Origin of the sequence: Polynucleobacter asymbioticus QLW-P1DMWA-1, from assembly GCF_000016345.1 — a bacterium.
Taxonomy (GTDB): domain Bacteria; phylum Pseudomonadota; class Gammaproteobacteria; order Burkholderiales; family Burkholderiaceae; genus Polynucleobacter; species Polynucleobacter asymbioticus.
In genome coordinates, this window is record NC_009379.1 from 1,719,125 (window position 1) to 1,743,002 (window position 23,878).

At 42.9% G+C, this 23,878-nt stretch carries 23 protein-coding genes and 1 tRNA gene; 8 read left to right on the forward strand and 16 right to left on the reverse strand.

Annotated elements, in window-relative coordinates; all coding sequences use genetic code 11:
- The first annotated feature begins 1 nt into the window (after position 1).
- From PNUC_RS08610 to PNUC_RS08625, 4 genes are all read left to right on the forward strand, one after another.
- Positions 2-406 (forward strand): dihydroneopterin aldolase, encoded by a 405-nt coding sequence (locus PNUC_RS08610; protein WP_011903492.1) that lies wholly within the window; start codon positions 2-4, stop codon positions 404-406.
- Between the two features lie 147 nt (positions 407-553).
- Positions 554-628 (forward strand) — tRNA-Cys (locus PNUC_RS08615).
- A 74-nt stretch (positions 629-702) separates the two neighbouring features.
- Positions 703-1,644, forward strand: a complete 942-nt coding sequence (locus tag PNUC_RS08620; protein WP_011903493.1) for an ABC transporter ATP-binding protein — start codon at positions 703-705, stop codon at positions 1,642-1,644.
- Positions 1,634-2,401 (forward strand): ABC transporter permease, encoded by a 768-nt coding sequence (locus PNUC_RS08625; RefSeq protein ID WP_011903494.1) that lies wholly within the window; start codon positions 1,634-1,636, stop codon positions 2,399-2,401. Before PNUC_RS08620 ends, PNUC_RS08625 begins: the two co-directional genes overlap by 11 nt.
- A gap of 63 nt (positions 2,402-2,464) precedes the next feature.
- Here the strand turns inward: PNUC_RS08625 and PNUC_RS08630 are convergent, their stop codons facing one another.
- A complete protein-coding gene (locus PNUC_RS08630; protein ID WP_011903495.1) occupies positions 2,465-2,746 on the reverse strand; it encodes a DUF427 domain-containing protein in 282 nt (93 codons plus the stop codon).
- A gap of 95 nt (positions 2,747-2,841) precedes the next feature.
- Here PNUC_RS08630 and egtD point away from each other — a divergent pair, with 95 nt between their 5' ends.
- The 3 genes from egtD to PNUC_RS08645 are packed head-to-tail and all read left to right on the forward strand — an operon-like array spanning position 2,842 to position 6,143.
- Positions 2,842-3,789 carry an L-histidine N(alpha)-methyltransferase gene (gene egtD / locus PNUC_RS08635; RefSeq protein ID WP_011903496.1) on the forward strand — a complete coding sequence of 316 codons (948 nt, stop codon included), beginning with the start codon at positions 2,842-2,844 and terminating at the stop codon, positions 3,787-3,789.
- The gene (gene egtB, locus PNUC_RS08640; RefSeq protein ID WP_011903497.1) at positions 3,779-5,017 is read left to right on the forward strand and encodes an ergothioneine biosynthesis protein EgtB; all 1,239 of its coding nucleotides are present in this window, start codon (positions 3,779-3,781) and stop codon (positions 5,015-5,017) included. Before egtD ends, egtB begins: the two co-directional genes overlap by 11 nt.
- Positions 5,007-6,143 carry a MalY/PatB family protein gene (locus PNUC_RS08645; protein ID WP_011903498.1) on the forward strand — a complete coding sequence of 379 codons (1,137 nt, stop codon included), beginning with the start codon at positions 5,007-5,009 and terminating at the stop codon, positions 6,141-6,143. The genes egtB and PNUC_RS08645 overlap by 11 nt, the downstream gene beginning before the upstream one ends.
- 132 nt (positions 6,144-6,275) lie before the next feature.
- Here PNUC_RS08645 and tcuC read toward each other — a convergent pair whose 3' ends face one another.
- Positions 6,276-7,553 (reverse strand): MFS transporter, encoded by a 1,278-nt coding sequence (gene tcuC, locus PNUC_RS08650; RefSeq protein WP_011903499.1) that lies wholly within the window; start codon positions 7,551-7,553, stop codon positions 6,276-6,278.
- 329 nt (positions 7,554-7,882) lie between these two features.
- On the opposite strand from tcuC, the gene speG reads away from it, so the two are divergent.
- The gene (gene speG, locus PNUC_RS08655; protein WP_011903500.1) at positions 7,883-8,410 is read left to right on the forward strand and encodes a spermidine N1-acetyltransferase; all 528 of its coding nucleotides are present in this window, start codon (positions 7,883-7,885) and stop codon (positions 8,408-8,410) included.
- Positions 8,411-8,548: 138 nt separating this feature from the next.
- Here the strand turns inward: speG and PNUC_RS08660 are convergent, their stop codons facing one another.
- From PNUC_RS08660 to PNUC_RS08725, 14 genes are all read right to left on the reverse strand, one after another.
- A complete protein-coding gene (locus PNUC_RS08660) occupies positions 8,549-9,829 on the reverse strand; it encodes an MFS family transporter (protein ID WP_011903501.1) in 1,281 nt (426 codons plus the stop codon).
- A 170-nt stretch (positions 9,830-9,999) separates the two neighbouring features.
- On the reverse strand, positions 10,000-10,692 hold the full coding sequence (gene kdpE, locus PNUC_RS08665) for a two-component system response regulator KdpE (RefSeq protein WP_011903502.1): 693 nt from the start codon (positions 10,690-10,692) through the stop codon (positions 10,000-10,002).
- 19 nt (positions 10,693-10,711) lie between these two features.
- On the reverse strand, positions 10,712-13,405 hold the full coding sequence (locus PNUC_RS08670) for a DUF4118 domain-containing protein (RefSeq protein WP_011903503.1): 2,694 nt from the start codon (positions 13,403-13,405) through the stop codon (positions 10,712-10,714).
- 5 nt (positions 13,406-13,410) lie between these two features.
- Positions 13,411-13,980: a potassium-transporting ATPase subunit KdpC gene (gene kdpC / locus PNUC_RS08675; RefSeq protein ID WP_011903504.1), complete on the reverse strand. Its 570-nt coding sequence runs from the start codon at positions 13,978-13,980 to the stop codon at positions 13,411-13,413.
- 30 nt (positions 13,981-14,010) lie between these two features.
- Positions 14,011-16,086: a potassium-transporting ATPase subunit KdpB gene (gene kdpB, locus PNUC_RS08680; protein WP_011903505.1), complete on the reverse strand. Its 2,076-nt coding sequence runs from the start codon at positions 16,084-16,086 to the stop codon at positions 14,011-14,013.
- A gap of 18 nt (positions 16,087-16,104) precedes the next feature.
- Positions 16,105-17,895 (reverse strand): potassium-transporting ATPase subunit KdpA, encoded by a 1,791-nt coding sequence (gene kdpA, locus PNUC_RS08685; protein WP_011903506.1) that lies wholly within the window; start codon positions 17,893-17,895, stop codon positions 16,105-16,107.
- A complete protein-coding gene (kdpF, locus tag PNUC_RS08690) occupies positions 17,892-17,984 on the reverse strand; it encodes a K(+)-transporting ATPase subunit F (RefSeq protein ID WP_048812150.1) in 93 nt (30 codons plus the stop codon). The genes kdpA and kdpF overlap by 4 nt, the downstream gene beginning before the upstream one ends.
- A gap of 844 nt (positions 17,985-18,828) precedes the next feature.
- Complete coding sequence (locus PNUC_RS08695; RefSeq protein ID WP_201721399.1) at positions 18,829-19,224, reverse strand: hypothetical protein; 396 nt, start codon at positions 19,222-19,224, stop codon at positions 18,829-18,831.
- Complete coding sequence (locus tag PNUC_RS08700; protein WP_011903508.1) at positions 19,221-19,547, reverse strand: heavy-metal-associated domain-containing protein; 327 nt, start codon at positions 19,545-19,547, stop codon at positions 19,221-19,223. Before PNUC_RS08700 ends, PNUC_RS08695 begins: the two co-directional genes overlap by 4 nt.
- A 22-nt stretch (positions 19,548-19,569) precedes the next feature.
- The gene (locus PNUC_RS08705) at positions 19,570-20,208 is read right to left on the reverse strand and encodes a hypothetical protein (protein WP_011903509.1); all 639 of its coding nucleotides are present in this window, start codon (positions 20,206-20,208) and stop codon (positions 19,570-19,572) included.
- Positions 20,205-20,486, reverse strand: coding sequence for a copper-binding protein (locus tag PNUC_RS08710; RefSeq protein WP_011903510.1), 282 nt, complete (start codon positions 20,484-20,486; stop codon positions 20,205-20,207). The genes PNUC_RS08705 and PNUC_RS08710 overlap by 4 nt, the downstream gene beginning before the upstream one ends.
- Positions 20,487-20,557: 71 nt before the next feature.
- Entirely contained in the window at positions 20,558-20,908 is a 351-nt protein-coding gene (locus PNUC_RS08715) for a hypothetical protein (protein ID WP_011903511.1), read from the reverse strand.
- A gap of 168 nt (positions 20,909-21,076) precedes the next feature.
- Entirely contained in the window at positions 21,077-21,589 is a 513-nt protein-coding gene (locus tag PNUC_RS08720; RefSeq protein WP_011903512.1) for a hypothetical protein, read from the reverse strand.
- A gap of 41 nt (positions 21,590-21,630) precedes the next feature.
- Positions 21,631-23,811 carry a heavy metal translocating P-type ATPase gene (locus PNUC_RS08725; RefSeq protein ID WP_011903513.1) on the reverse strand — a complete coding sequence of 727 codons (2,181 nt, stop codon included), beginning with the start codon at positions 23,809-23,811 and terminating at the stop codon, positions 21,631-21,633.
- Positions 23,812-23,878: the final 67 nt, after the last annotated feature.

Sequence of the window (23,878 nt, forward strand, 5' to 3'; positions counted from 1 at the left end):
TATGATGAAAACAAATGCCTGTATCGAATTAAAGGATCTCAAACTCCAGACTCAAATTGGAACTTATGGGCCTGGAGCCATCATCCCTAAACAACATCTTTTAGATTTAATACTGTGGATTGACTCGGCGCTCGTCTTAATTTCGGCAGACGTCATGGAGAATGTATTTGACTATGATCCCTTGGTAGTTGAAATCAACAGGCTAGCAGGCGATGGTCATTATGAAACCCAAGAAAGATTGATTACTCGCATAGTTCAAGCTTGTGCAAAATATCCCGAAATCAGCTCTCTTGAAGTTAACCTCAGGAAGTTACCTGTTAGCGCAGGATCTGGCTCGCTTGGCATTCGGCTATCGGTAGATCAAACCATCTTGAATGACCTGAGAACCCTTAAACCCTCAACGTAAGTATGCTCTGATAAGACTTATAACTTCGTCATAAAGCTCAAGAATTTTTTTAAAGAATTTCATTGCGAAATAGGTTTTAAGAAAGTGTTTATAGGAATTGATGTCTTCAAAGATTAATTCTAATTATTAGGCTATTCTCTTGCTTGTGGCGGAATGGCAGAGAGGTTATGCGTGAGATTGCAAATCTTACTACCCTAGTTCGATTCTAGGCTTCCGCCTCCAAATTTAGCTTTATTTAAGAGGCTCCTAAAGACGGATAACTCCCTGTGGCTCAATTTCCAATATGATTGACCCATATGATCAATATCCTTTCGATTTCCCATCTTTATAAAACCTATCAATCTGGCTTTGAAGCTCTAAAAGATATCAATTTAGAGATATCTAAAGGTGAAATCTTTGCTCTACTTGGCCAGAATGGTGCAGGAAAAACCACTCTCATCAGCATCATTTGCGGGATTGTTAGTCCCACAAGTGGTCAGGTATTGGTGGATGGCAAGGACGTCATCCACAATTACCGCGAAGCTAGGGAGTTAATTGGCCTAGTGCCTCAAGAGCTTGCAACGGACTCTTTTGAGACTGTATGGAACACCGTGACCTTTAGTCGAGGCCTTTATGGGAAATCCCCTAACCCAGCCTTCATTGAGAAAATTCTGAAGGATCTATCTTTATGGGATAAGCGCGATAATAAAATTATGACCCTCTCTGGTGGTATGAAGCGGAGAGTCATGATTGCCAAAGCCCTCTCTCACGAACCCAGCATCCTCTTTTTGGATGAGCCTACTGCTGGGGTTGATGTCAGCCTCAGAAGGGACATGTGGAACTTGGTCAAAGTTCTTAAAGACAATGGAACCACCGTCATTCTGACAACCCACTACATTGAAGAAGCTGAGGAAATGGCAGATCGCATTGGCATCATTCGTAGTGGCGAACTGATTATGGTGGACAACAAACTAGCCTTGATGAATAAATTAGGCAAAAAAGAATTAACACTAGAACTACAAAATCTATTAAAGAGCCTTCCTAAGGAGCTTGAGATGACCGGGTTAAGTCTTTCAGAAGACGGATATGAGCTCACTTACCGGTTTGATTCCAAAGATGAAGATATCAATATTGCACAACTGCTGCAAAAAGTGGCTAGCTTAGGAATTGTTTTTAAAGACTTACATACAAAGCAAAGTTCTCTTGAAGAAATCTTTGTCAATCTCGTAAATTCAGGGGCCACTACCCATGAAGCTTAATTACTATGGTATTCGCGCCATCTATAACTTTGAAATGGCCCGTACTCGCCGCACCCTAATGCAGAGCATTGTTGCCCCTGTTATTTCCACTTCCTTGTACTTTATTGTGTTTGGTTCTGCCATTGGGTCTCGTATCACGGAAATGGATGGCATTTCTTATGGCGCATTTATTGTGCCAGGCCTCATCATGCTCTCGCTTTTGACTCAAAGCATTTCTAATGCTTCCTTTGGAATCTATTTCCCTAAATTTAGTGGAACTATTTATGAAATACTTTCTGCGCCAATATCGCCCCTAGAAATCGTGATAGGCTATGTTGGCGCTGCTGCAAGCAAATCAATCATCTTGGGTCTTATCATTCTGTTGACATCGGCTTTTTTTGTCCCGCTTCATGTCGAGCATCCTATATGGATGTTGTTTTATTTAATAATCACCTCAATTACTTTTAGCATGATCGGTTTTATTATTGGTGTTTGGGCTGATGGCTTTGAAAAACTCCAAGTCGTACCGTTACTCATCATTACACCCCTAACCTTCCTGGGTGGTAGCTTTTATTCAATTTCTGTCCTGCCATCTTTCTGGCAAAAAGTAGCTTTACTCAACCCAGTTGTCTATTTGATCAGCGGCTTTCGTTGGAGCTTTTATGGGATAGAGGATGTATCCCTTTTGGTGAGCCTTGGGATGACGGTTGCCTTTTTAGCCATATCAGTTGCGGTAGTCATTTGGATATTTAAAACAGGCTACCGTCTTAAAAAGTAATCCTCAAAATATAAACCCTCATCATTGCTGATGAGGGTTTATTCATAGTCGCCTTATGAAGAGTTAGTCAGTTACCTGTACACCCTTCCAAAAAGCAACGTATCCAGCAATGTTATTTGCAGCCGATTTAGGCTCAGGGTAATACCAAGCAGCGTCTTTGTTGGATTGGCCATTTACCTCTACATCATAGTAATTCGCAGTGCCCTTCCAGGAACAAACAGTGTGTTTTTCTGACTTCTTAAAAAACTGCGTATTCAAGCTATTGGACGGAAAGTAATGATTACCCTCCACCACAATAGTGTCGTTTGAATTAGCCAACACTTCATCATTCCAAATAGCCTTCATAAGCCCTCCTAGTAAGGATTTAGCATAAAGCAAATCTCCTGTTTATGCTGTATAAAGACTGACAACCTTAGAGCCTATACTGTAATAAAACATACATGCAAACACTCAGCACCCTAGAAGTTACGGTTACAACTAAAAAAGGCTTTGCTCACGAGATCGAAGTAGGCCTGCTAGCTCAATCAGCCTCTATTTCTCCAAAGTTTTTATATGATCCCTTAGGGTCACATCTTTTTACAGCTATTACCTTGCTGCCCGAATACTACCCAACCAATACCGAAAAGAATATTTTTTCCCAACATCAAGCAGAAATTACTAATGCAATAGGAGTCGGTGGCACCCTCATTGATTTGGGTGCTGGAAATTGCCAGAAGGCAGAATCCTTTTTTAACTCGCTAAAGCCCTTAAGCTATCTTGCGATCGACTTTTCAGCTGAATATCTCGAAGAAGCAGTAAAGAAACTTGAGGGGAAATACCCGCACATTCTCATGCAATGTATTGGTATGGATTTTTCCAAACAACTCTTGATTCCGAGCGCTATTGCTACAAGTAAGCGAATCTTTTTTTATCCTGGCTCTAGTATCGGAAACTTCCTTAGACCAGAAGCACTTCACCTCCTGAGCCAAATCAAAAGCCAAGGTAATGCTGGTGGATTACTCATTGGCGTTGACTTAATGAAGGAAGACTCTGTTCTGATGGCCGCATATGATGACCCCCTGAAGGTCACTGCAGCGTTCAATCTCAATATCCTGAGATCCATTAACTTGCACCTGAACTCTGATTTTAGGGTTGAGCAATTTCGCCATCGAGTGAAGATTAATCATGCAGAAAATAGGGTTGAGCTTTATTTAGAAGCCCTTGAAGACCTCACTGTTACATGGCCCGGAAATTCTAGAGAATTCAAAAAGGGTGAATTAATTCATACTGAAAACTCTCACAAGTACACTATTGAATCTATTCAGCAATTATTAAATGACGCAGGTTTTGAAAAAACCCAAATCTGGACTGATCCAAAAAACTATTTTGCCGTAATCTATGCACAATAAAGTCTTTCCTCAATCGCTTTCAGCAAATGAAGTACTAGAGCAATTTCATCGCTCCAGAAAATACTCAACAGACCTCATAGTTGGGCTGAGCGCTGAAGACTGTCAAGCCCAATCGATGGAGGATGCTAGCCCTGCTAAATGGCATTTGGCACATGTCACTTGGTTTTATGAGGTCATGGTACTCAAGGCTTTTGAAGACAACTTTTCTTTCTGGAATCCGGAGTTTGCCGTTTTATTTAATAGCTATTACAACGGTATTGGGGATAAGCACCCACGCAGTAAAAGAGGCCTCTTAACGCGACCTTCTCTAGCGGAAGTCCTAGAGTGGCGCAAGAATATTGAAGATCGCGTTTGCAAACTCATCAAAGCAAAAAATTCCCCAGAATTACTTTGGTTAATTCAGGTTGGCATTAACCACGAACAGCAACACCAAGAATTGCTATTAACCGATCTACATCATCTATTCTCCAATAACTCGCTTTTCCCGGTTTATTCCTCTCTGGTCAAGAATATATCGACTGCTGTAGCACCCTTTCAATGGGTAGAAGGTATGAGTGGGCTGGTAGAGACAGGCTATGAAGGCGAACAATTTCATTTTGATAATGAAGGGCCTAAACATCAAGCCTTTAATCAAATTCACTCAATCGGCAATCGATTGGTTAGTAATGCAGAGTGGCTTCAATTTATTGAAGATGGTGGCTACCAAAATTTCCAATGGTGGCTAGATGCAGGTTGGGCATGGCTTCAGTCAGAACAGATCTCTGCTCCGCTGTATTGGAACAAAGAAGGTCAAGATCAGCTATTACGATTTTCACTTAATGGCAATCTACCACTTGATCTTTATGCGCCTGTATCAAACATCAGCTATTTTGAAGCAGATGCTTTTGCACGCTGGGCTAGCCAGAACCTAAGCGGGTTTGCTGGTGCCCGCCTTCCCACTGAATTTGAATGGGAGGCTTTTGCGAGATTAAATCCTGAGTCAAGCAATGATCTTTTTGGCAAAGTCTGGCAATGGACTAGTAGTAACTACAATCCTTACCCCGGGTATCAGCCATGGGGCGGAATTGCAGGCGAGTACAACGGTAAATTTATGGTCAATCAAATGGTTCTCAGAGGTAGCTCTGAGTACACGCCTTCTGATCACTCCAGAATCAGTTATCGAAATTTTTTCCCAACCCATGCTCGTTGGCAAATGACGGGCTTAAGGCTTGCTAAAGATGGTCTTTGATTTTGATGCGCCCACCAATCGTCTAAATACTGATTCCATTCGCTGGGATACTTTTGACCAGGACAAAGTACTGCCGCTATGGGTCGCAGACATGGACTTTCAATCACCACCCTGCGTAATCAATGCCTTAAGCAAACGTATTCAAGAGGGAATCTATGGGTATACACATGGTCCCAGCCATTTCAATCAAGTCATTGCTCAATACTTATTAGATCAATATGAGTGGAAAGTAGAGCCTGACTGGATTGTCATTCTCCCTAGCGTGGTATCCGGGCTTTACACCGCCGTCCAGCAATTAACTAAGACCGATGAAGCGGTGCTTATTCCTAATCCCGTATACCATCATCTGCGACTTGCCTGCACGAGCTCTGGTAGGCAGTTTCAAGAAATGCGACTGGAACTAAAGGATGGGCGCTGGATATTACCAAGTAATGAATTAACAAGCCTGGTTACCAATAAAACTAAATTAGCCTTATTTTGCAACCCACAAAATCCAGGCTCTACCGTATTTACTCGAGAAGAGTTACAAACATTTGGTAACTTTTGCCTTAAGAATGATTTATGGATTTGCTCCGATGAAATCCATGCGGGCCTTGTGCTAGATGAGAGCAAAAAACATATCCCCCTAGCTAGTATTAGCAAAGAAATTTCTGAGAAGACAATTACTTTAATGTCTTTAAATAAGACGTTTAACTTTCCAGGCATTGGTCTTGCATGGGCTGTTGCTGAAAATCCGCTCCTGCGCAAGGCAATTCAAGTTGGCCTTCATCAAACAATTGCAGCGCCATCTCTATTGGCCTATACCGCAACTATGGCAGCAATAGAAGAAGGTGATCCCTGGCGACAGGAGTTAATTCAATACCTTAGGGGTAATCGAGATTTAATTCATGAAAAAATCAATGCAATTAAAGGATTAAGTATCGGAAAAATGGAGGGCAGTTACCTTGCTTGGATTGACTGTACGCAGCTTGGCCACCAGAACCCATATCAAGCATTATTGGATGCAGGCCTAGCCACTTCACCGGGGAATCAATTTAACCGCGATCAATTTGTGAGGCTCAATTTTGGAACACAAAGAAAACGAGTTAATCAGGCCTTAGACATTTTCCAAAAAGCATTTACTTAATTGGGCTCCAAGGAACAAGCATTAATTAAATGTATTCCTGAAAGAAAAAACCCTCACCATTACTGATGAGGGTTTAATTTTTAGTGAACTCACTAGAAGTTCAACCTAGGCCCAGGATGCCCTACTATTCGTTCAAACCTTAGCTTTAACTATTCCTTTGTAGATCAAAGCAGTGGCAATTAAACCCATGCCGCCAGCCATCGCCATCCAATAACCAGGTGATGCCTTGTCACCCGTTGTCTCAATCAACCAGGTGGAAACCAATGGTGTGAAGCCACCGAAAAGAGCTGTGGCCAAGCTATAAGCCAATGAGAATCCCGTAGTACGAATTTGAATTGGAATAATTTCAGTAAGGGCAACAATGGTTGCTCCGTTATAGCTGCCATACAAAAATGATAGCCAAAGTTCAACAGCCAACATATGTTCGTAGCTTGGATTTTCTACTAACCAATTTAAAGTCGGGTAAGCGGTAAATAAAGCAAGTCCAGAAAATAAAGCCATAATCGGCCATCGCCCAATTCTGTCAGACAAGGCGCCCATCACTGGCAACCAAATAAAGTTGGATAAACCAACGAATAAAGTAATGAGCAGACTGTCAACGATAGAGAGCTTCATCACACTCTTGCCAAATGTAGGCGTATAAACAGTGATTAAATAGAAGGATACTGTTGTCATCACAATCAACATCATTCCAGACACCACTAATTGCCAGTTGATGGTAAGTGCCCTCATAATTTCTTGAAAAGTAGGGTGATGTTTTTTAGCAAGAAACTCCTCTGTTTCTTGTAATGAGCGACGAATCTGAAAAACGATAGGGATGATCATGCAACCAATGAAAAATGGAATACGCCATCCCCAATCAGCAATCACTTCTTTACTCATTGATTCATTGAGGATGTAACCTAAAGCAGCTGAAAAGATAATAGCCACTTGTTGGCTGGCAGATTGCCAACTGACATAAAAGCCCTTATGTCCAGGCGTTGCCATCTCTGATAGATAAACAGATACACCGCCCAGCTCTACCCCGGCCGAGAAACCTTGAAGCAAGCGCCCCACTAAAACCAATAAAGGGGCTAGCAAGCCAATCGTCGCGTAGCTTGGAATAAAAGCAACCATTGCAGTTCCTGTAGCCATAATGCCCAGCGTGAGCACAAGGCCCTTGCGGCGACCAATGCGGTCAATATAACCACCTAGCAAAATGGCGCCTAATGGGCGCATTAAAAATCCAGCGCCAAATGTTGCAAAAGTCAGCATTAAAGATGCGTACTCACTATCGGACGGAAAAAATGCCTTGGAGATATATGTGGCATAAAAGCCAAATAAAAAGAAGTCATACATCTCAATAAAGTTTCCGCTGGTAACGCGGATTACTGTTGAGAACTTAGATTGGGGCTTAGCTGTAGCGGTCATTTCGGCCTTTGCTTTATATAAATGATGTGCCTATAGAAAATATACTGATATTTAAGCCACTTCGGGAAACTACCAAGCCATCAATCTAAAAGCAGCGCTTTGTTCCACCAGTAGATGCGCATTTATATACGGGTTGCCTTGCAGGATGCATAGCAGTTACATAAACACTTCGTGGCTTAAATAGAAAAACGACCTCTAAATCGCTCTAAGTCTATGATTACATAGACTTAAATAGAATTCAATCCAAACACCAAAGATCATTATTCATCACAATCCATATTTGACGTCTGCTTTTGGCTCGTTATCATGTCTATCAAAGGAAAATACAAATGACTGCAAATGCTGCCTTAAGATTGCGCCCCCTAGAGCGGGAAGATTTACGTTTTGTTCATGAACTTGATAACAATGAATCCGTTATGCACTATTGGTTCGAAGAGCCTTACGAGGCTTATGTTGAGCTGAGCGATTTATATGAAAAACACATACATGATCAGAGTGAACGTCGTTTTGTAGTAGTTCATGGAGATAAGTCTGTAGGCCTTGTTGAATTGGTTGAAATTAACCACATCCATCGTCGCGCTGAATTTCAGCTGATCATCAGCCCAGAATACCAAGGCAAAGGTTTTGCAACAAAAGCTGTGGTATTGGCAATGGACTATGCCTTCAAAATATTAAATCTTCATAAGCTTTCGCTCGTTGTAGATTCTGAAAATGAACGGGCAATTAATGTCTATAGAAAACTTGGCTTTAAAGAAGAAGGTCTTTTAAGACAAGAGTATTTTGCCGATGGTATGTATCGCGATGCCTATTGCATGGCGATTTTCCAGAATGAGTTTGTATCCAAATCATCTAATTGAGGTCCACAACTTGCTTACATAGCTGCAGGCAAAGAAAAACGACTTAGGAATTTCTCCCTAAGTCGTTGATATTACCGGTTGGGCCGTCAGGATATTACCTTAAAGGTCGCAATCGCATCCAACCGAGATCTATATCTATCAATGGTCATTGAGCAAGTAAGGCGCATTTCTTGGTAGCCGGAAGCTAACCAAAAAAGCTAGCCCCAACATTCCAGTGACATACCAGTAAAACATTGATTCATATCCCTCTGCTTTAAAACTTAGAGCTACAAATTCAGCAGTGCCTCCAAAGATTGCATTAGCAATGGCATAAGACAAGCCGACACCTAAAGCCCTGACCTCCGGAGGGAACATCTCCGCCTTAACTATTCCGGCAATTGACGTATAGAAACTGACGATCCCCAATGCAAAGGTGATAACCAAAAAAGCTATCCAGGCGTCAGAAACTCCTTGGAGAACGACCATAATTGGAATCGTAAAAAGTACGCCTAAGCCGCCAAAGAGCAGCATATTATTTCTTCGACCTATACGATCTGACAGGGCCCCAAATAGAGGCTGCATCAACATATAAACCAATAAACATCCAGTCATGACAGCGCTAGCAGTCTTTATAGACATATGCACTGAATTCACTAAATACTTTTGCATATAGGTTGTGAATGTGTAAAAACTTAAGGAGCCCCCTGCCGTATAGCCTAAGACAGTAAAAAATGCCTTTTTATGATCTCGAAATAAAGCCTTGATACTGCCGGCGTCCTTGTTTAATTCTGATAGGTTAGATGCTGTCTCTGAGAGAGTTTTTCGCAATAAGAGCGCGATCACTGCCGCAAATGCCCCGATAACAAATGGAATTCTCCACCCCCATTCTTTTAGCTGGCTTTCGTCTAAAAATTGTTGCAGAATTAAAATTACTAAAACAGCCAACAACTGACCGCCAATCAGGGTGACATATTGAAAGGATGAATAAAAACCTCTTTGCCCCTTCATTGCAATTTCACTCATATAGGTCGCTGTGGTTCCGTACTCCCCGCCCACAGAAAGACCCTGAAACAGCCTTGCTAATAATAGTAAGGCTGGGGCCCAAATACCAATAATGTCATAACCAGGTAAACACGCAATCGTCAAAGAGCCAGCGCACATCATCATCACAGAAATTACCAAAGACTTTTTTCTGCCATGACGGTCGGCAATACGCCCAAAAATCCACCCCCCGATAGGTCGCATCAAAAAACCTGCTGCAAACACGCCAGCCGTATTGAGTAGCTGTACAGTAGGGTTGGCCGTAGGAAAAAATATATGGGCAAAATATATTGCGCAAAAAGCATATATATAAAAATCAAACCACTCGACAAGGTTACCGGAAGATGCTGCAAATATTGCGAATATTCTTTTACGTTTTTCTTCTAATGTATATGTCATAAGACCTTCTAATTTATTTTTAAATTAATATTAAGGATAATAATAAATATTAGCCAAATTAAAAGATATTTTTTATAAAAAAGAATTAAATCAAAAAAATCTCTAAAAAGTAACGCTCGTTTTATCAATGACAACTAACGACCCAAAGAGACACTTCAACTTAAGTCATGCTAGAAAAGAAACCTATACCCCACTCCAGTTTCAGTAATCACATGTTTTGGCTGCGCGGGATCATCTTCAATTTTTTTGCGAAGCGTTCCCATGTAAATCCTTACGTAATGATGATTCTCAACATCATTAGGCCCCCATACACCGAGCAATAGCTGCCTATGAGTTAATACGATATTTGGGTGCGTTATTAAAAATGACAATAGCCGGTACTCAATTGGGGTTAAATGTAAAAGCTCATCATCCCGCTTAACAACCCTAGTCGTCAAATCAACATTGATATTCCCAAACTTGAAAACCGTCTCACCCTTATTTGACGCCATAGAACGCCTACGTAACTGCGCCCGGACTCTTGCCACTAACTCCCCGGGGCTAAAGGGTTTTGATAGGTAGTCATCCGCACCAATATTAAGTGCCTCGATTTTGTCATCCTCATGGGTTCTTGCAGAAACCACAATAATTGGTACATCCGACCAAGTCCTAATATCTCGAATGAAATCAATGCCCGTGCCATCAGGTAGACCTAAATCCACTAACACTACATCCGGCTGACGTGAGCCTGCCTCTATTAACCCACGAGAAACTGTGGCTGCCTCAAATACCTGAAATTTTTCTGCTTCTAATGCCATTCTGATAAGCCTACGAATATTTGGCTCATCTTCAATAACGATTGCGACGGGTATAGGCTGTGACATTTAGCTACTGTATCAATTTCTACTGATCTTCGATATCAATCTTAGGGGGATTACCCCGAGGTAAGCTGAAGGTAAACCGTGCGCCACCACCAGCCATTGTCTTTCCGGTGATCTTGCCACCATGGGCTTCAATGATTGCTCTGCAAATAGTGAGCCCCAGACCAACACCAGAAATTGCACCCTCTTTATTGCCTCGCTCAAATTTTCTAAAAATATCTTCCTCTTTTCCCTTGGGAAGGCCTGGTCCGTCATCTTGAACCCAAATCTCGACAGACTGTGGCGAAGAGACTGAAGCACCTATAGATACGCTACTGTTTTTAGGGGTGTATTTATAAGCATTCTCTAGAAGATTAATAAAGACACGCTCAATCAGCACTGCATCAAAATTTAATAGCGGCAAATCCGGAGGTAACGTTACTGTGATATGCCTACCTTCACTCGCCGACTCAACAGACTTGATGGCGGCGCCAATCGCCTCTTCAATCAGAAACCATTGTTTATTTAATTGAACTGCACCAGACTGAAGTCGGGCCATATCTAATAAATTACTTACTTGTGAGCTCATTTTTAAAGCTTTTTCACGCAAAAGGACTGCTATCTCTTTTTGCTCAGAAGTAAGGGGTGCATCCAACATCTCTAACGCATCAGTCAACCCAACCAACGCCGTGAGTGGAGTTCGCAAATCGTGTGAAATAGCCGACAAGAGTGAGTTTCTCAGGCGCTCAGATTCAATTTGCACTGTTGAGCTTTGAGCCACTGATACATAATGTATACGCTCTAATGAGATTGCCAGTAAGCGAGCAAATGTATCAAGTAATCTGCGTTGCTCGGGAGATTTGAGACGCGTAGAACTTGGGGCATCAATCACCAGAATGCCGCGTGTGCGCATTGGTGCTCGCAAAGGTATATATAGCAAAGGCGCACCCGGCAATGAATCAGTCCCATTACCCGCTTCTTTCGATTTATCGAAAGCCCATTGGGCGATGGATAAGTCTGCTTGAAGATTGGATTTTTTATTAATAATGATTTCTGATAGCTGATTATCATCATCAGCCAATAACAAGATTGATTTAGCCTTGAATTCAATCTCAACAAAATGCTGGCTAATTTCGGCTACTTGTTCTGGCATTAAGGCGCCCGATAAATCTCTAGACATCTCATAAAGAGACTTTACTCTTTGTTCGCGCCTATTGGCGACCTTAGCTTGATAGGTAAGACCCGTAGTTAATTTGGCAGTAATTAATCCAACAACTAACATCACGGCAAACGTGAATACATATTGCGCATCAGAAACTGAAAATGAAAAACGCGGTGGCACAAAAAAGAAGTCGAACACTAGTACATTGACTGCCGAGGCCATGAAAGATGGGCCCAAGCCATACTTTACGGAAACTAAAACGACTGCCAGCAAAAATAGCATGGCAATATTCGGCAACTCTACTATCGAATTCAAGGGAGTCGCCACGACTCCAGCAATACCGCAAATTAGTAAACTCAAAGCATAGGATTGCCAAGGCGCCTTTAATTGCCACATCCAAGATTCAATGTCAAAGCTATCGCGTGCAATGCTAGTTGAATTTGTACCTTGAGCAATTTTGAGAATGTCTAAATCAGGTGCCCGCCTTGAGATTGACTCTGAAAATGCTCTTCTCCAAATTTGCCATCTACTAAGGGCACCAGTACCCACGATAACTCTAGAAAGGTTGTGCTCTCTTGCGTAACTAATAATGGATTCAACTGCATCATTTCCACCAACAGTCACTACTTTTGCCCCCATTTCCTCTGCCATAGAGATGGTTTTCAGAATTCGTTCCCTAGACTTTTGAGAGAGGTTTTGTAATTTGGGAGTTTCAACATAAATTGCATGCCATGGAATCTGAAGTTGTGCGGCAACTCTTGCAGCACTTCTAATGACATTCTCTGCCTCATCTCCAGGGCCGATACAAGCCAATATAGACTCACGTGTTTTCCAAACATTGGATACAGAGTTATCTTTTCGATATTTAATAATCTCGCCATCTAGACGATCAGCCGAGCGACGTAGCGCTAATTCTCGTAGCGCAATTAGATTTCCTTTACGGAAAAAGTTTTGAGTTGCTCTTTCGGCTTGCTGTGGAAGGTAAACCTTGCCATCCTTCAGCCTTTGCAATAACTCATCAGGGGGAAGATCAACTAAAACCACTTCATCTGCAGAGTCGAATATATGATCTGGCACTGTTTCCCAAACCCTAACCCCCGTAATTCCACCAACAATATCGTTCAGAGTTTCAATATGTTGCACATTGATTGTGGAGTAGACATCGATACCTGCCGCCAAGAGCTCTTCAACATCCTGCCAGCGCTTCGGATGCCTCGAGCCAGCTGCATTTGAATGAGCAAGCTCATCCATGAGGATTAAATCAGGCTTTTCAATCAGAGCTTGGTCAAGATTAAATTCCTTGAGTTTCTTGCCCCTATAGTCAATCTCTTTTAGTGGCAAAACCTCTATGCCATCAAGCATTGCTATAGTGTCTTTTCGACCGTGTGTCTCTACGACACCAGCAATCACTCGCTTATTTTTACTTTGCTCATGAGCGGCAGATAGCATCGCATATGTTTTACCTACGCCAGCATTCGCTCCAAAGAAAATCTTTAATTTGCCGCGACCAGACTGAATCTCTTGGCTCTGTATTTGAGCAAGCAATTGATCGGGATCTGGTCGTGACTCAGGCATTCAGTTTAATTTCCATCTAAAGCTAGATTAAGCTTTAATACATTAACACGAGGCTCCCCAAAAATTCCCCATTGGCGATCTTGTGTATTTGCTGCTATCAGCTGATTGACATTATCAAGACTCATTTTGCGCGCCTTCGCTACACGTGATGCTTGGTATTGCGCAGCCTGCGGACTGATTTCAGGGTCTAAGCCGCTAGCTGACGCCGTTACCAAGTCCATTGGTATTGGCAATTGATTAGTAGAATCGGCATTCTGCAATGCCTCAATCCGTCCTTTAACGGCATCCACCAAGGCTGGATTTAATGGGCCTTGATTTGATCCTCCGGATGCAGTGCCATTGTAGGGCTGAGGCCCGGTTGCAGAAGGTCTACCCCAAAAGTACTTAGCATCAGTAAAGTTTTGCCCAATCAACTCTGAACCAATGGCTTGGTCGCCTTGATAAACAATGCTTCCTGACGCCTTGCTTGGGAAAAACGTCTTCGCTAATCCTGTGACGAACACTGGATATAAAACACCAGTAATCACAGTTAACAAAACAAATAATCCTAAACAACTTCTCATGATGGATTTCATTTTCTATCCTTTGTATATGTCGTCTGGCGATCAAATGACTGAAATAATTAAATCAATGATCTTGATGCCAATAAATGGAGCGATAAGACCGCCTAAACCATAGATCGTCATATTTCTGCGCAAGAGTGCAGCTGCGCCTAAAGGCTTATATGTAACGCCTTTTAGTGCCAATGGAATCAAGAAAATAATGATTAAGGCGTTAAAGATCACCGCAGACAAAATAGCCGATGACGGGCTTGAGAGATGCATCACATTTAATGCCTCAAGCTGCGGATATGTTGCCACAAAAGCAGCTGGAATGATGGCAAAGTATTTAGCTACGTCATTAGCAATACTAAATGTCGTTAATGATCCCCTGGTCATCAGCATTTGCTTACCAGTCTCAACCACTTCAATTAACTTTGTTGGGTTGGAATCCAAGTCGACCATGTTGCCCGCTTCTTTAGCAGCTTGAGTACCAGAGTTCATCGCCACAGCTACGTCTGCTTGTGCTAGCGCTGGAGCATCATTTGTTCCGTCTCCAGTCATCGCCACTAAACGGCCTTCTGATTGATGTTTGCGAATCAAAGCAAGCTTGTCTTCTGGTGTTGCCTCGGCTAGGAAATCATCCACCCCCGCTTCAGCAGCAATTGCAGCAGCAGTCAATTTATTGTCACCAGTAATCATGATGGTGCGAATACCCATCTGACGCAGTTCATTAAAGCGCTCCTTGATTCCGCCTTTGACAATATCCTTTAGCTCAACTACACCCATTACACGCGTACCTTGAGATACAACCAAAGGGGTGCTGCCGCGCCGAGATACGTCATCAACCGCTTTCAGAACTTCCTGCGGAAAGTGGCCTCCAAGAGATTCAATATGCTTTTGAATCGCACTAGCAGCCCCCTTACGGATTTGCTCTCCATTCATATCCACGCCACTCATACGAGTTTGAGCGGTAAATGGCACAAACTGCGCACCAATCGAGTTAATTTCCCGCTCCCGGATATTAAATTTTTGCTTGGCGAGCACAACAATACTTCTACCCTCAGGCGTTTCATCTGCCAACGATGCTAATTGAGCGATATCGGCAAGTTCTGCTTCGGTTACTCCAGATGCAGCCACAAAATTTGATGCTTGGCGATTTCCCAAGGTGATAGTGCCTGTTTTATCTAGCAAGAGCACATCGACGTCACCTGCAGCTTCCACAGCACGGCCAGAGGTTGCAATGACATTGGCGGCCATCATACGGCTCATTCCAGCTACTCCAATTGCAGACAACAAGCCCGCGATAGTTGTAGGAATCAAACAAACCAGTAGCGCGATGAGTACTGTTATCTGAATTGGTGATCCGCTACCACTTGCAGCAACGCTAAACATAGAAAACGGTAGCAAAGTTGCAACCACCACCAAGAAAACAATCGTTAGCGCCACCAATAAAATTGTTAAGGCGATTTCATTTGGCGTCTTTTGGCGTTTCGCATTCTCCACCATGGAGATCATTCGATCAATGAAGGTCTCACCTGGATTAACGGTTACACGAACCACAATCCAGTCCGACAAAACACGAGTGCCACCCGTTACGGAGGAAAAATCTCCCCCTGACTCTCGAATGACTGGTGCTGATTCCCCTGTAATAGCAGACTCATCAACAGAAGCAACCCCGGCAATCACTTCACCATCTGCAGCAATCACATCATTTGCCTCGGCAATAAAAATATCACCTTTACGTAACTGTGTTGCAGAGACAAGCTCTGATGCTGGACGGTTATCCCAATTTTCAGGAATATTGGCCGCTTTAACCTTCTTAGCCCAGGTCTCTTTCTTTAAGCCCCTCAGAGATGCTGCTTGAGCCTTACTACGACCCTCCGCTAATGCCTCAGCAAAATTTGCAAAGAGCACTGTGAACCAAAGCCAAAGCATGACTCCTAGGATAAAACTAGAAGAGGCCTCACCTTCACCATATAAAGACTGAATCCACAACAATGTAGTCAGGATGCTGCCGATATAGACAACAAACATCACTGGGTTTCGCCATTGAATTGAGGGGCTTAGCTTTCTAAAGCTATCCACAATGGCTGGTTTAACTAACTCGGCATCAAACATGCCTAATTTTCTTTTAGTCATTTTTATCTCCGAGATTAATTAATGAATCACTGGGAGCATTAACTGCTCAACAATGGGACCAAGAGCAAGGGCTGGCACGTAATTCAAGGCTCCAACCAAGATCACTGTACCGGCCAACAGGACAATAAAGAGTGGTCCGTGCGTTGGCATGGTTCCCTCATTTACCGCTATCTTCTTTTTGGCTGCAAATGCACCAGCCAATGCGAGAACCGGAACAATGACTCCAAAACGACCAAACCACATCGCAATTGCTAGCATGCTGTTATAGAAAGGTGTATTTGCTGAGAGTCCTGCAAAAGCACTTCCATTGTTATTAGCTGCCGAGGTAAAGGCATACAAAATCTCAGAAAAACCATGCGCGCCAGGATTAGCAATACCTGCAACTCCATCAACACTCATCACTGCAATTGCGGTTCCCACCAACGCCAAAATAGGAGTTACCAAGATTGCAATTGCAACCATCTTCATTTCGTAGGATTCAATCTTTTTACCAAGGTATTCGGGCGTACGACCGATCATTAACCCAGCGATAAATACAGCAAGAATCGCAAAGACAAGCATTCCATATAGACCCGTTCCTACACCACCAAACACAACCTCACCAAGCATCATGTTCCAAAGTGGAACAAAGCCGCCCATTGGCATAAAGGAGTCATGCATTGAATTGACTGCACCGCATGAAGCGAGCGTGGTGATACTTGCAAAAATACTAGAATCATCAATTCCAAAGCGAGTTTCCTTGCCTTCCATATTTCCCATGGCCCCGTCTACGCCCAGATTAGTAAGGACTGGATTAGCTTGAGACTCGAAATGAACGGCTGCAAAGGTTACTGTTAAGAAAATCAAGATCATCGTCACCAGTACTACCCAACCTTGTCGCTTATCCCTAACCATGCGACCAAAGGTAAAACATAATGCAGCTGGAATCAAAAAGATAGAAAGAATCTGAATGAAATTAGATAAGGGCGTTGGGTTTTCGTATGGATGTGCAGAATTCGCATTAAAGAAACCCCCACCATTGGTGCCCAACATCTTAATTGCTTCTTGGGAGGCCACTGGGCCCATTGGCAAAGTTTGCTGATCTGTTGAGGCTGGCCCAGTTAAAACTGCACCCTTTTCATCCTTTAGTGGCTGACCATCGGCATCAAGCTTAGGCGCATCAAACTTAGCAACCTCAACTGTTTTGACATCTTTGTATGCATCAAAGTTCTGAATGGAGCCCTGACCAACTAGAAAGATTGCGTATACAACCGAAATAGGGACCAGCACGTATAAGGTAATACGGGTTAAATCCACCCAAAGATTGCCAATGGTCTTAATACTGTTTCTAGCAAAGCCACGAATAAGCGCAATCACAACAACGATGCCGCTTGCAGCAGAAAGGAAGTTTTGTGTTGTAAGTCCCAACATTTGCGTGAGATAGCTCATTGTTCCCTCACCTACGTAGGCCTGCCAATTGGTATTCGTGGCAAAACTAATTGCAGTATTGAAGGAGGAGTCTGGAGAAACGCTTACTAAACCCTGAGGGTTTAGCGGAAGAATGCCCTGAAATAACTGTAAACCAAAGACAAATAAAACCCCAAGGATGTTAAAGGCAATTAATCCAATTGCATAGCTTAACCAGCTCATTTCAATAGCTGGATCAATGCCGCATACTTTGTAAATAAAATTTTCTATGAATCTAAATGGTTTTTTGGAAGTAATCGATTGACCGCTCATCACGGCATCAATGAAACCTCCTAGGGGATAAGCTAATAGTAGCAAGACCCCAACATAAAGAACGATTGTCAAAATGGCATGGGTACTCATGAGAAGTCCTCTGGATTTAATAGTGCAGCAACTAGGTAAATTAAAAGTAATACAGCAGCTACGCCACTAATAATCTGAATAAAGTTCATTTTTCACCCCTTAGTCGTGCACAGCCCTTAGCTAGACCAATGGTCAACGCAAGGAATATAAAAATGCAGCCGAGAAACAGTAAGCTCATATCCACCTCAATCGAATTAGATGGATTCATCTTATAAAGAAGTGTGTAAAAAAGTTATAAAGATTTGAGTGGATTTGTATAAAAATCCTGAAAATAATGCCTTAAGGTGTCATCTGGGATATGGCTGCTTATGGCCGAAAGCAGTCATTGAGCACTTAAAAACCACGAGTAACAAGTAGTTGATTGCTCCAAGCTAGAGCCATATATCTATTGGGGTTTAGTGGTGATATTTGCTACACACAGACTACACGGAAAGATAAACGACTTAGGAATTTCTCCCTAAGTCGTTGATTTCATTGGTGGGCCCACCAGGACTTGAACCTGGGACCAAAGGATTATGAGAAGAATAACTCTTATTATGGCTATATAGAATATAGCTTAGACGTTAATTTAGCAAAGTGTAGAAGAGAATGTAGAAGCAGTTTGTGAAATTATTAGATTAATATTTAATAGTTTTAAAGCTGCACTTAAACAGCATCTCTTTCATTGTGTTGCTTTAAATTTTCAGCAATTCATTTAAACGATTTGCACCCATCACATATTTGAATTCGCGTTCGTTAGAGTTGTCTGCGCTTGAATTCCAAAATACATAGCAATACGTTTAAAACGATTTACCGCCTGCTATGAGCTGCTTCTTGCTGGCTTTAGACATACTGCTCTAATAAAGAGCTTTGACTGCTGCCGACCCAAAGCAGCCATAAAAAGAAAAACCACCCGAAGGTGGTTTGAACTTTTGAATGATGGACTTATTATTTTTAACTTGAAAACAGTGGTTGCACAAAAGCAAACCAACCCCCGGTTAAATAAAGCAATAAGCTCAGGCTATAAACGATTAATGAAGCCTTAAGAGTTCTCATACAGGCATCTCTTAATACGGGATCGGTTGGACATGGAGCAAATCTACCGCGCCATTGCATATAACCACTAATAGAGAGCATCACTCCCGCAAAAATAAACACTTCTACCTTGTGCTCACTAATCCATACGATCTTTGGAAAGATAGAGATAAATGTGGATAAAGTAGCACCCGCTCCTAAAGCGACCAATAAGGCTGGTATTGCACAACAGATTAAAGTGCTTGAACTGGCAAAGAGCGTAGCAACGCTGGTAAGGAGATTGCTTTTGGGTGCAATCATTTTTTCAGGAATCATTTGTTGGCCACCAGTTCTGCTTTGAGTTCTGCAACACTTTTAGGTACTGACTCTACTTTGACGATGTCATACCCTGCGTCCTTGACTTCCTCAATTATGGCTTTTTGATCTAAAGCCATACCCTCTTTTGGCTCCACAACAACGGTCTTTTGTTTGAGATCCACATAGACGGCCTTGGTTGATGGCATTTTAGAAATCCGTTTTTCAATGCCTTGAGCACAAAAAGCGCAGACCATGCCATTAACTGTTGCTTTCATGCTAGTCACAGCAAATGCTGGGGATAAAGTGAGGGCTAAGAGCGTTGCTATAAAAATCTTTTTCATTTTGTAATCCTTGTTAGTTCATTTAGTAGACATACATAAAGCTCAGGCGGGGTTGGCCATGAAGGTTCGCCCCTGCCTCTACAAAAATACGGTTATGGATCAGCCGAAGCATAGGCGTGACTTCATACTGGGTTGATACCATCGACATTCTTCTAGCTTCCACGATCAACCATGGTTGGGTCTCATCGTAGTTCGCTTCATAGAAAGAAAAGCCAGCTCTTGCCGAAACTACATTATTGGTAATGCCATCAGCCACATAGATGCGAGCATTAGCTGAAGCATACAAACGAGTAGTCTCATAATCAGCCTGAATGCCAGGGGATACCGTAGCTTTAGTGCCGCTAAAGTAGTTACCTGTAGTCTCACCAACGCCGCCGATAAACCAAATATTGGCTTGTGCTTCTGGCATATTCCAACGCTTAACTAATCGAGTGTAGGTGAGCTCATTATTAAGCTGAGTTTGCGAATAGTTATTCGTTTGCATATAGGTCGAAGTCACACCAATAGCATCTCTAGGAGTCAAGGCGTAGTTGGCTGTTTGCTCTCGAAAGGTTTTACTAAAATCACCCATCGTCATCCAGCTATCCTTAAATCCCATTGGCGCGGCTTGAGCGCTAAGGCTGAGCAAAAGACTGCCTATGAATACAAGCCATACCCTCATGGCGCCTTCTCCAGGGCAACTACTTCTAGCGCCCCATCACTGATTTTGACCTGAAAGCGTACCTGATCACCTGCTTTATAGCCCTTAAGATTTAACTTGGGCGCAGTATCAAAAAGCATAGTCATAGCATCCATATCAATGCTTTGAATCCGCTCATGCTTAAGCACAATACGATGACGCTCAGGCTCTACTTTGACTATTTGCGCTTTGGTCCAATCAGGCGCCGCCCAAGACAGTGAAGTGATGAGAAATAAAATACCAAATACAAATTTTTTCATGTTTCCCCCAAAGGAAAGTTAATTAGATAAACAACTCCATCCAAATTTTGGACGGACTACTGCTAGGGGGATTACAAAATGGGTGGCTTGATGGGTAGAGCTAAGAGTGCGCCATATACGAATAATGGCTCTTGCTGTGCAAATTGATACGAGAGTTGCTTAAAATTCATTGCTATGGATGGCAACGCAAATGCAAATGCCATACACAAGGAGCAGGCATTACAAGTGGGTTTGTCATGTTGCTCAGATTGAGGGTCTTGCTTGCTAGAGCTTTGCATCATCTCGCAATGACTGGCATCGCTATCAGCCATCATTTCCATGGAATGCGTTGGCTGAGCCATACTAAATCCCATACTCTCAGACGCAAAAGAGCGAATGGGTAATAGGACAACTAACAGGATAAGTAGGCAAACGCGAAGCATGTTGTGATTCTAGCTACATTTGGGATATTCTGCTTTTCCCACCAAAAAACCACGAAATACGGTTGGAAATCTTTTAACAGCTGCCATGTCGCTTTAAACGACATGGCATTAGCCTTTGCTAATGGGCTACAAAGCGATAACTGCCACCCCCCATTCTCGAGCCAGTTGCTACCTTGACCGATCCATCCACATATAGTTCTGCTGCATCATTTGGTTCATCATGTTCTGCTGCATACCCATGTATTGATCCATCATGTATTGGCGTTGCTTTAACTGCTCAGGTGTTAATTTAGAGTAATAAGGGCCCATACCATTCCAGCCCATCATTGGACCCATCATGTGTCCACCCATCATGCCGCCGTTACCACCACAACAACCCATCATTCCCGAACCCCACATGCCTTGCATCATATTCATGTTGCCCTGCATTGTGCTCCAGTGAGCCTGCATCAGCTTTTGCCTTTCTTGCGGATCTTGAGTTGCACGGATCTGATCCATCTGCTGTTGCATCTTTTTAAAGTTCTCTTGAATTTGAGCGGCTTGCTTATCAAACTCCGCTACATCAACATTTTTTTGTTGTGTCTGTGAGGCTTTAGTGCCCGCCCCTGCTGTTTGCGCCAAAACGGGCGCACTTAGTAAAACACCTAAACTTAAAATCGCAACCCATCCTAGCTTTTTCATTTTAGTGCTCCTTGAGTTAACTGCTTGATATGAACTAACACCTAGCTTCTTAATAACCGCAATCCATTTGCCACCACTAGCAAGCTCGCACCCATATCCGCAAATACCGCCATCCACATCGTGGCTTGCCCTGTAAAGGTAAGCACAAGGAAGATAGCCTTAATGCCTAGAGCAAGAACAATGTTTTGAGTCAGAATTAGAGCGGTTGATTTGGATAGCCGAATAAAGGTAGCAATCTTGCGTAAATCATCATCCATTAGCGCAACATCAGCAGTCTCTATCGCAGTATCGGTTCCAGCCGCCCCCATCGCAAATCCAATACTTGCTCTTGCTAAAGCAGGGGCATCATTAATGCCATCTCCAACCATGCCTACCTTTACATTGGGATCCTTTTTTAGGCGACTGTCAATTATTTTAAGCTTATCTTCAGGCAATAAATTACCCATAATCTCATCGACACCCACCTGTTTACCTATTGCCTTAGCGGTGTGCTGATTGTCACCAGTGAGCATGATGGTAGTCACGCCTAATTGGTGAAGCTCATCAATAGCCTGCTTGCTTGTTTCTCTAACAGTATCGGCTACCGCAATAATGGCTAAAACCTCTGTTTGGTTGGTAAGCAATACGGCCGTTTTGCCTTGCTGCTCTAATGGTAATAAACGATTCTCAATATCATCAGAGCACAAACCCAATTCTTCAATCAGTCGATGATTGCCAAGGTAATACAAATTACCTTCAATAACGCCTTTGACTCCGCGACCCAGAATCGCCTCAAAGCTATCCACAGTCTTTAAATCATTCTTTTGCTCTTGATTAGCATGGGCAATTGCTAGAGATACGGGATGATCAGATCGTGCCGCAAGACTGATAGCAATTTCGTGAATATACTTGTCATTGCCACTTAATACAAAAAAGTCCGTTTGTGCAGGCTTCCCGTAGGTGAGCGTCCCCGTCTTATCGAGCGCTAAGACCTTCATGCTCCGTCCTGCTTCTAAAAAAGCACCTCCTTTAATTAAGATGCCTTTTCTTGCAGCGGCTGCTAAGCCACTCACAATCGTTACAGGTGTTGAGATCACCAAAGCACAAGGGCAGGCAATCACTAACATGACTAATGCTTTATAGATCCATTCCTGCCATGACTGCGCCATTAACAATGGAGGCAAAACAGCGACTAACACCGCAAGCAAAAAAATAGCTGGCGCATAGATCTTGGCGAATTGATCAACAAAACGCTGGGTGGGCGCACGACTTCCTTGCGCTGCTTCAACTGCATGAATAATTCGAGCTAGCGTTGAATGAGTCGCTTCTGCAGTAACTTTGTATTCGAATGATCCCGTCTGATTGATCGTTCCTGCAAATACCTCATCGCCAACTATCTTATCGACGGGTAGGCTCTCACCCGTGATTGGCGCTTGATTTACTGCCGAGTTACCACTTATTAATATGCCGTCTAAAGCTATTCGCTCTCCAGGACGCACTCGAACTAAAGCACCTAAAGCGATAGCCTTTACATCCGTTAGCACCCAAGAGCCATCGGCTTGCTGAACGGTTGCGGTTTCAGGGGTGAGGTCTAATAAGCCACGAATCGCATTACGAGCACGATCTAATGACTTGGCTTCAATTACTTCAGCTAGAGTAAATAAGAACATCACCATGGCGGCTTCTGGCCAACTTCCAATCGCCATCGCGCCTGTGACTGCAATTGACATTAAGGCATTGATATTGAGATTGCTATTCTTTAATGCAATCCAGCCCTTTTTATAAGTGGTCAGGCCCCCCGAAGCAATTGAGGCGATTACTAGAGTGATGACAATCCACTGATTACCAAGTTGCAGCAATTCCATGATTTCAGCCAAGGTTGCAGTGATACCTGCAACAGCTAATGGCCACCAATTGGTTTTAGGCATAGGCTCAATCGAGCCGCCCTTTGTAGAAGTCTCACCACTTTGTAGCACCGCCTGCATTCCAATTGAACCCAAAGCGGACTCGATAGCGTCAAGTGAGTTGAGATTGTGACCAACCGTGAGCATCCTTTGCATTAAGTTAAAGTCCAGCGACTCAATGCCGCTTACACTCGCTAGCTTTTTGCGAATAAGCGCCTCTTCAGTTGGACAGTCCATATTTTCAATGCGATAGATGGCCTTATTCTTGCTCGGCATCTCAGAAGCCTTTGTCACAGGAGTTGATGCAGAACAACTACAGGAGGTATTGCATTCGCTCATAGCGGAAACCTAAATGATGAAGACATAGAACATTTAACACCCTATAGTAACTATAGAGTCAAGGGAT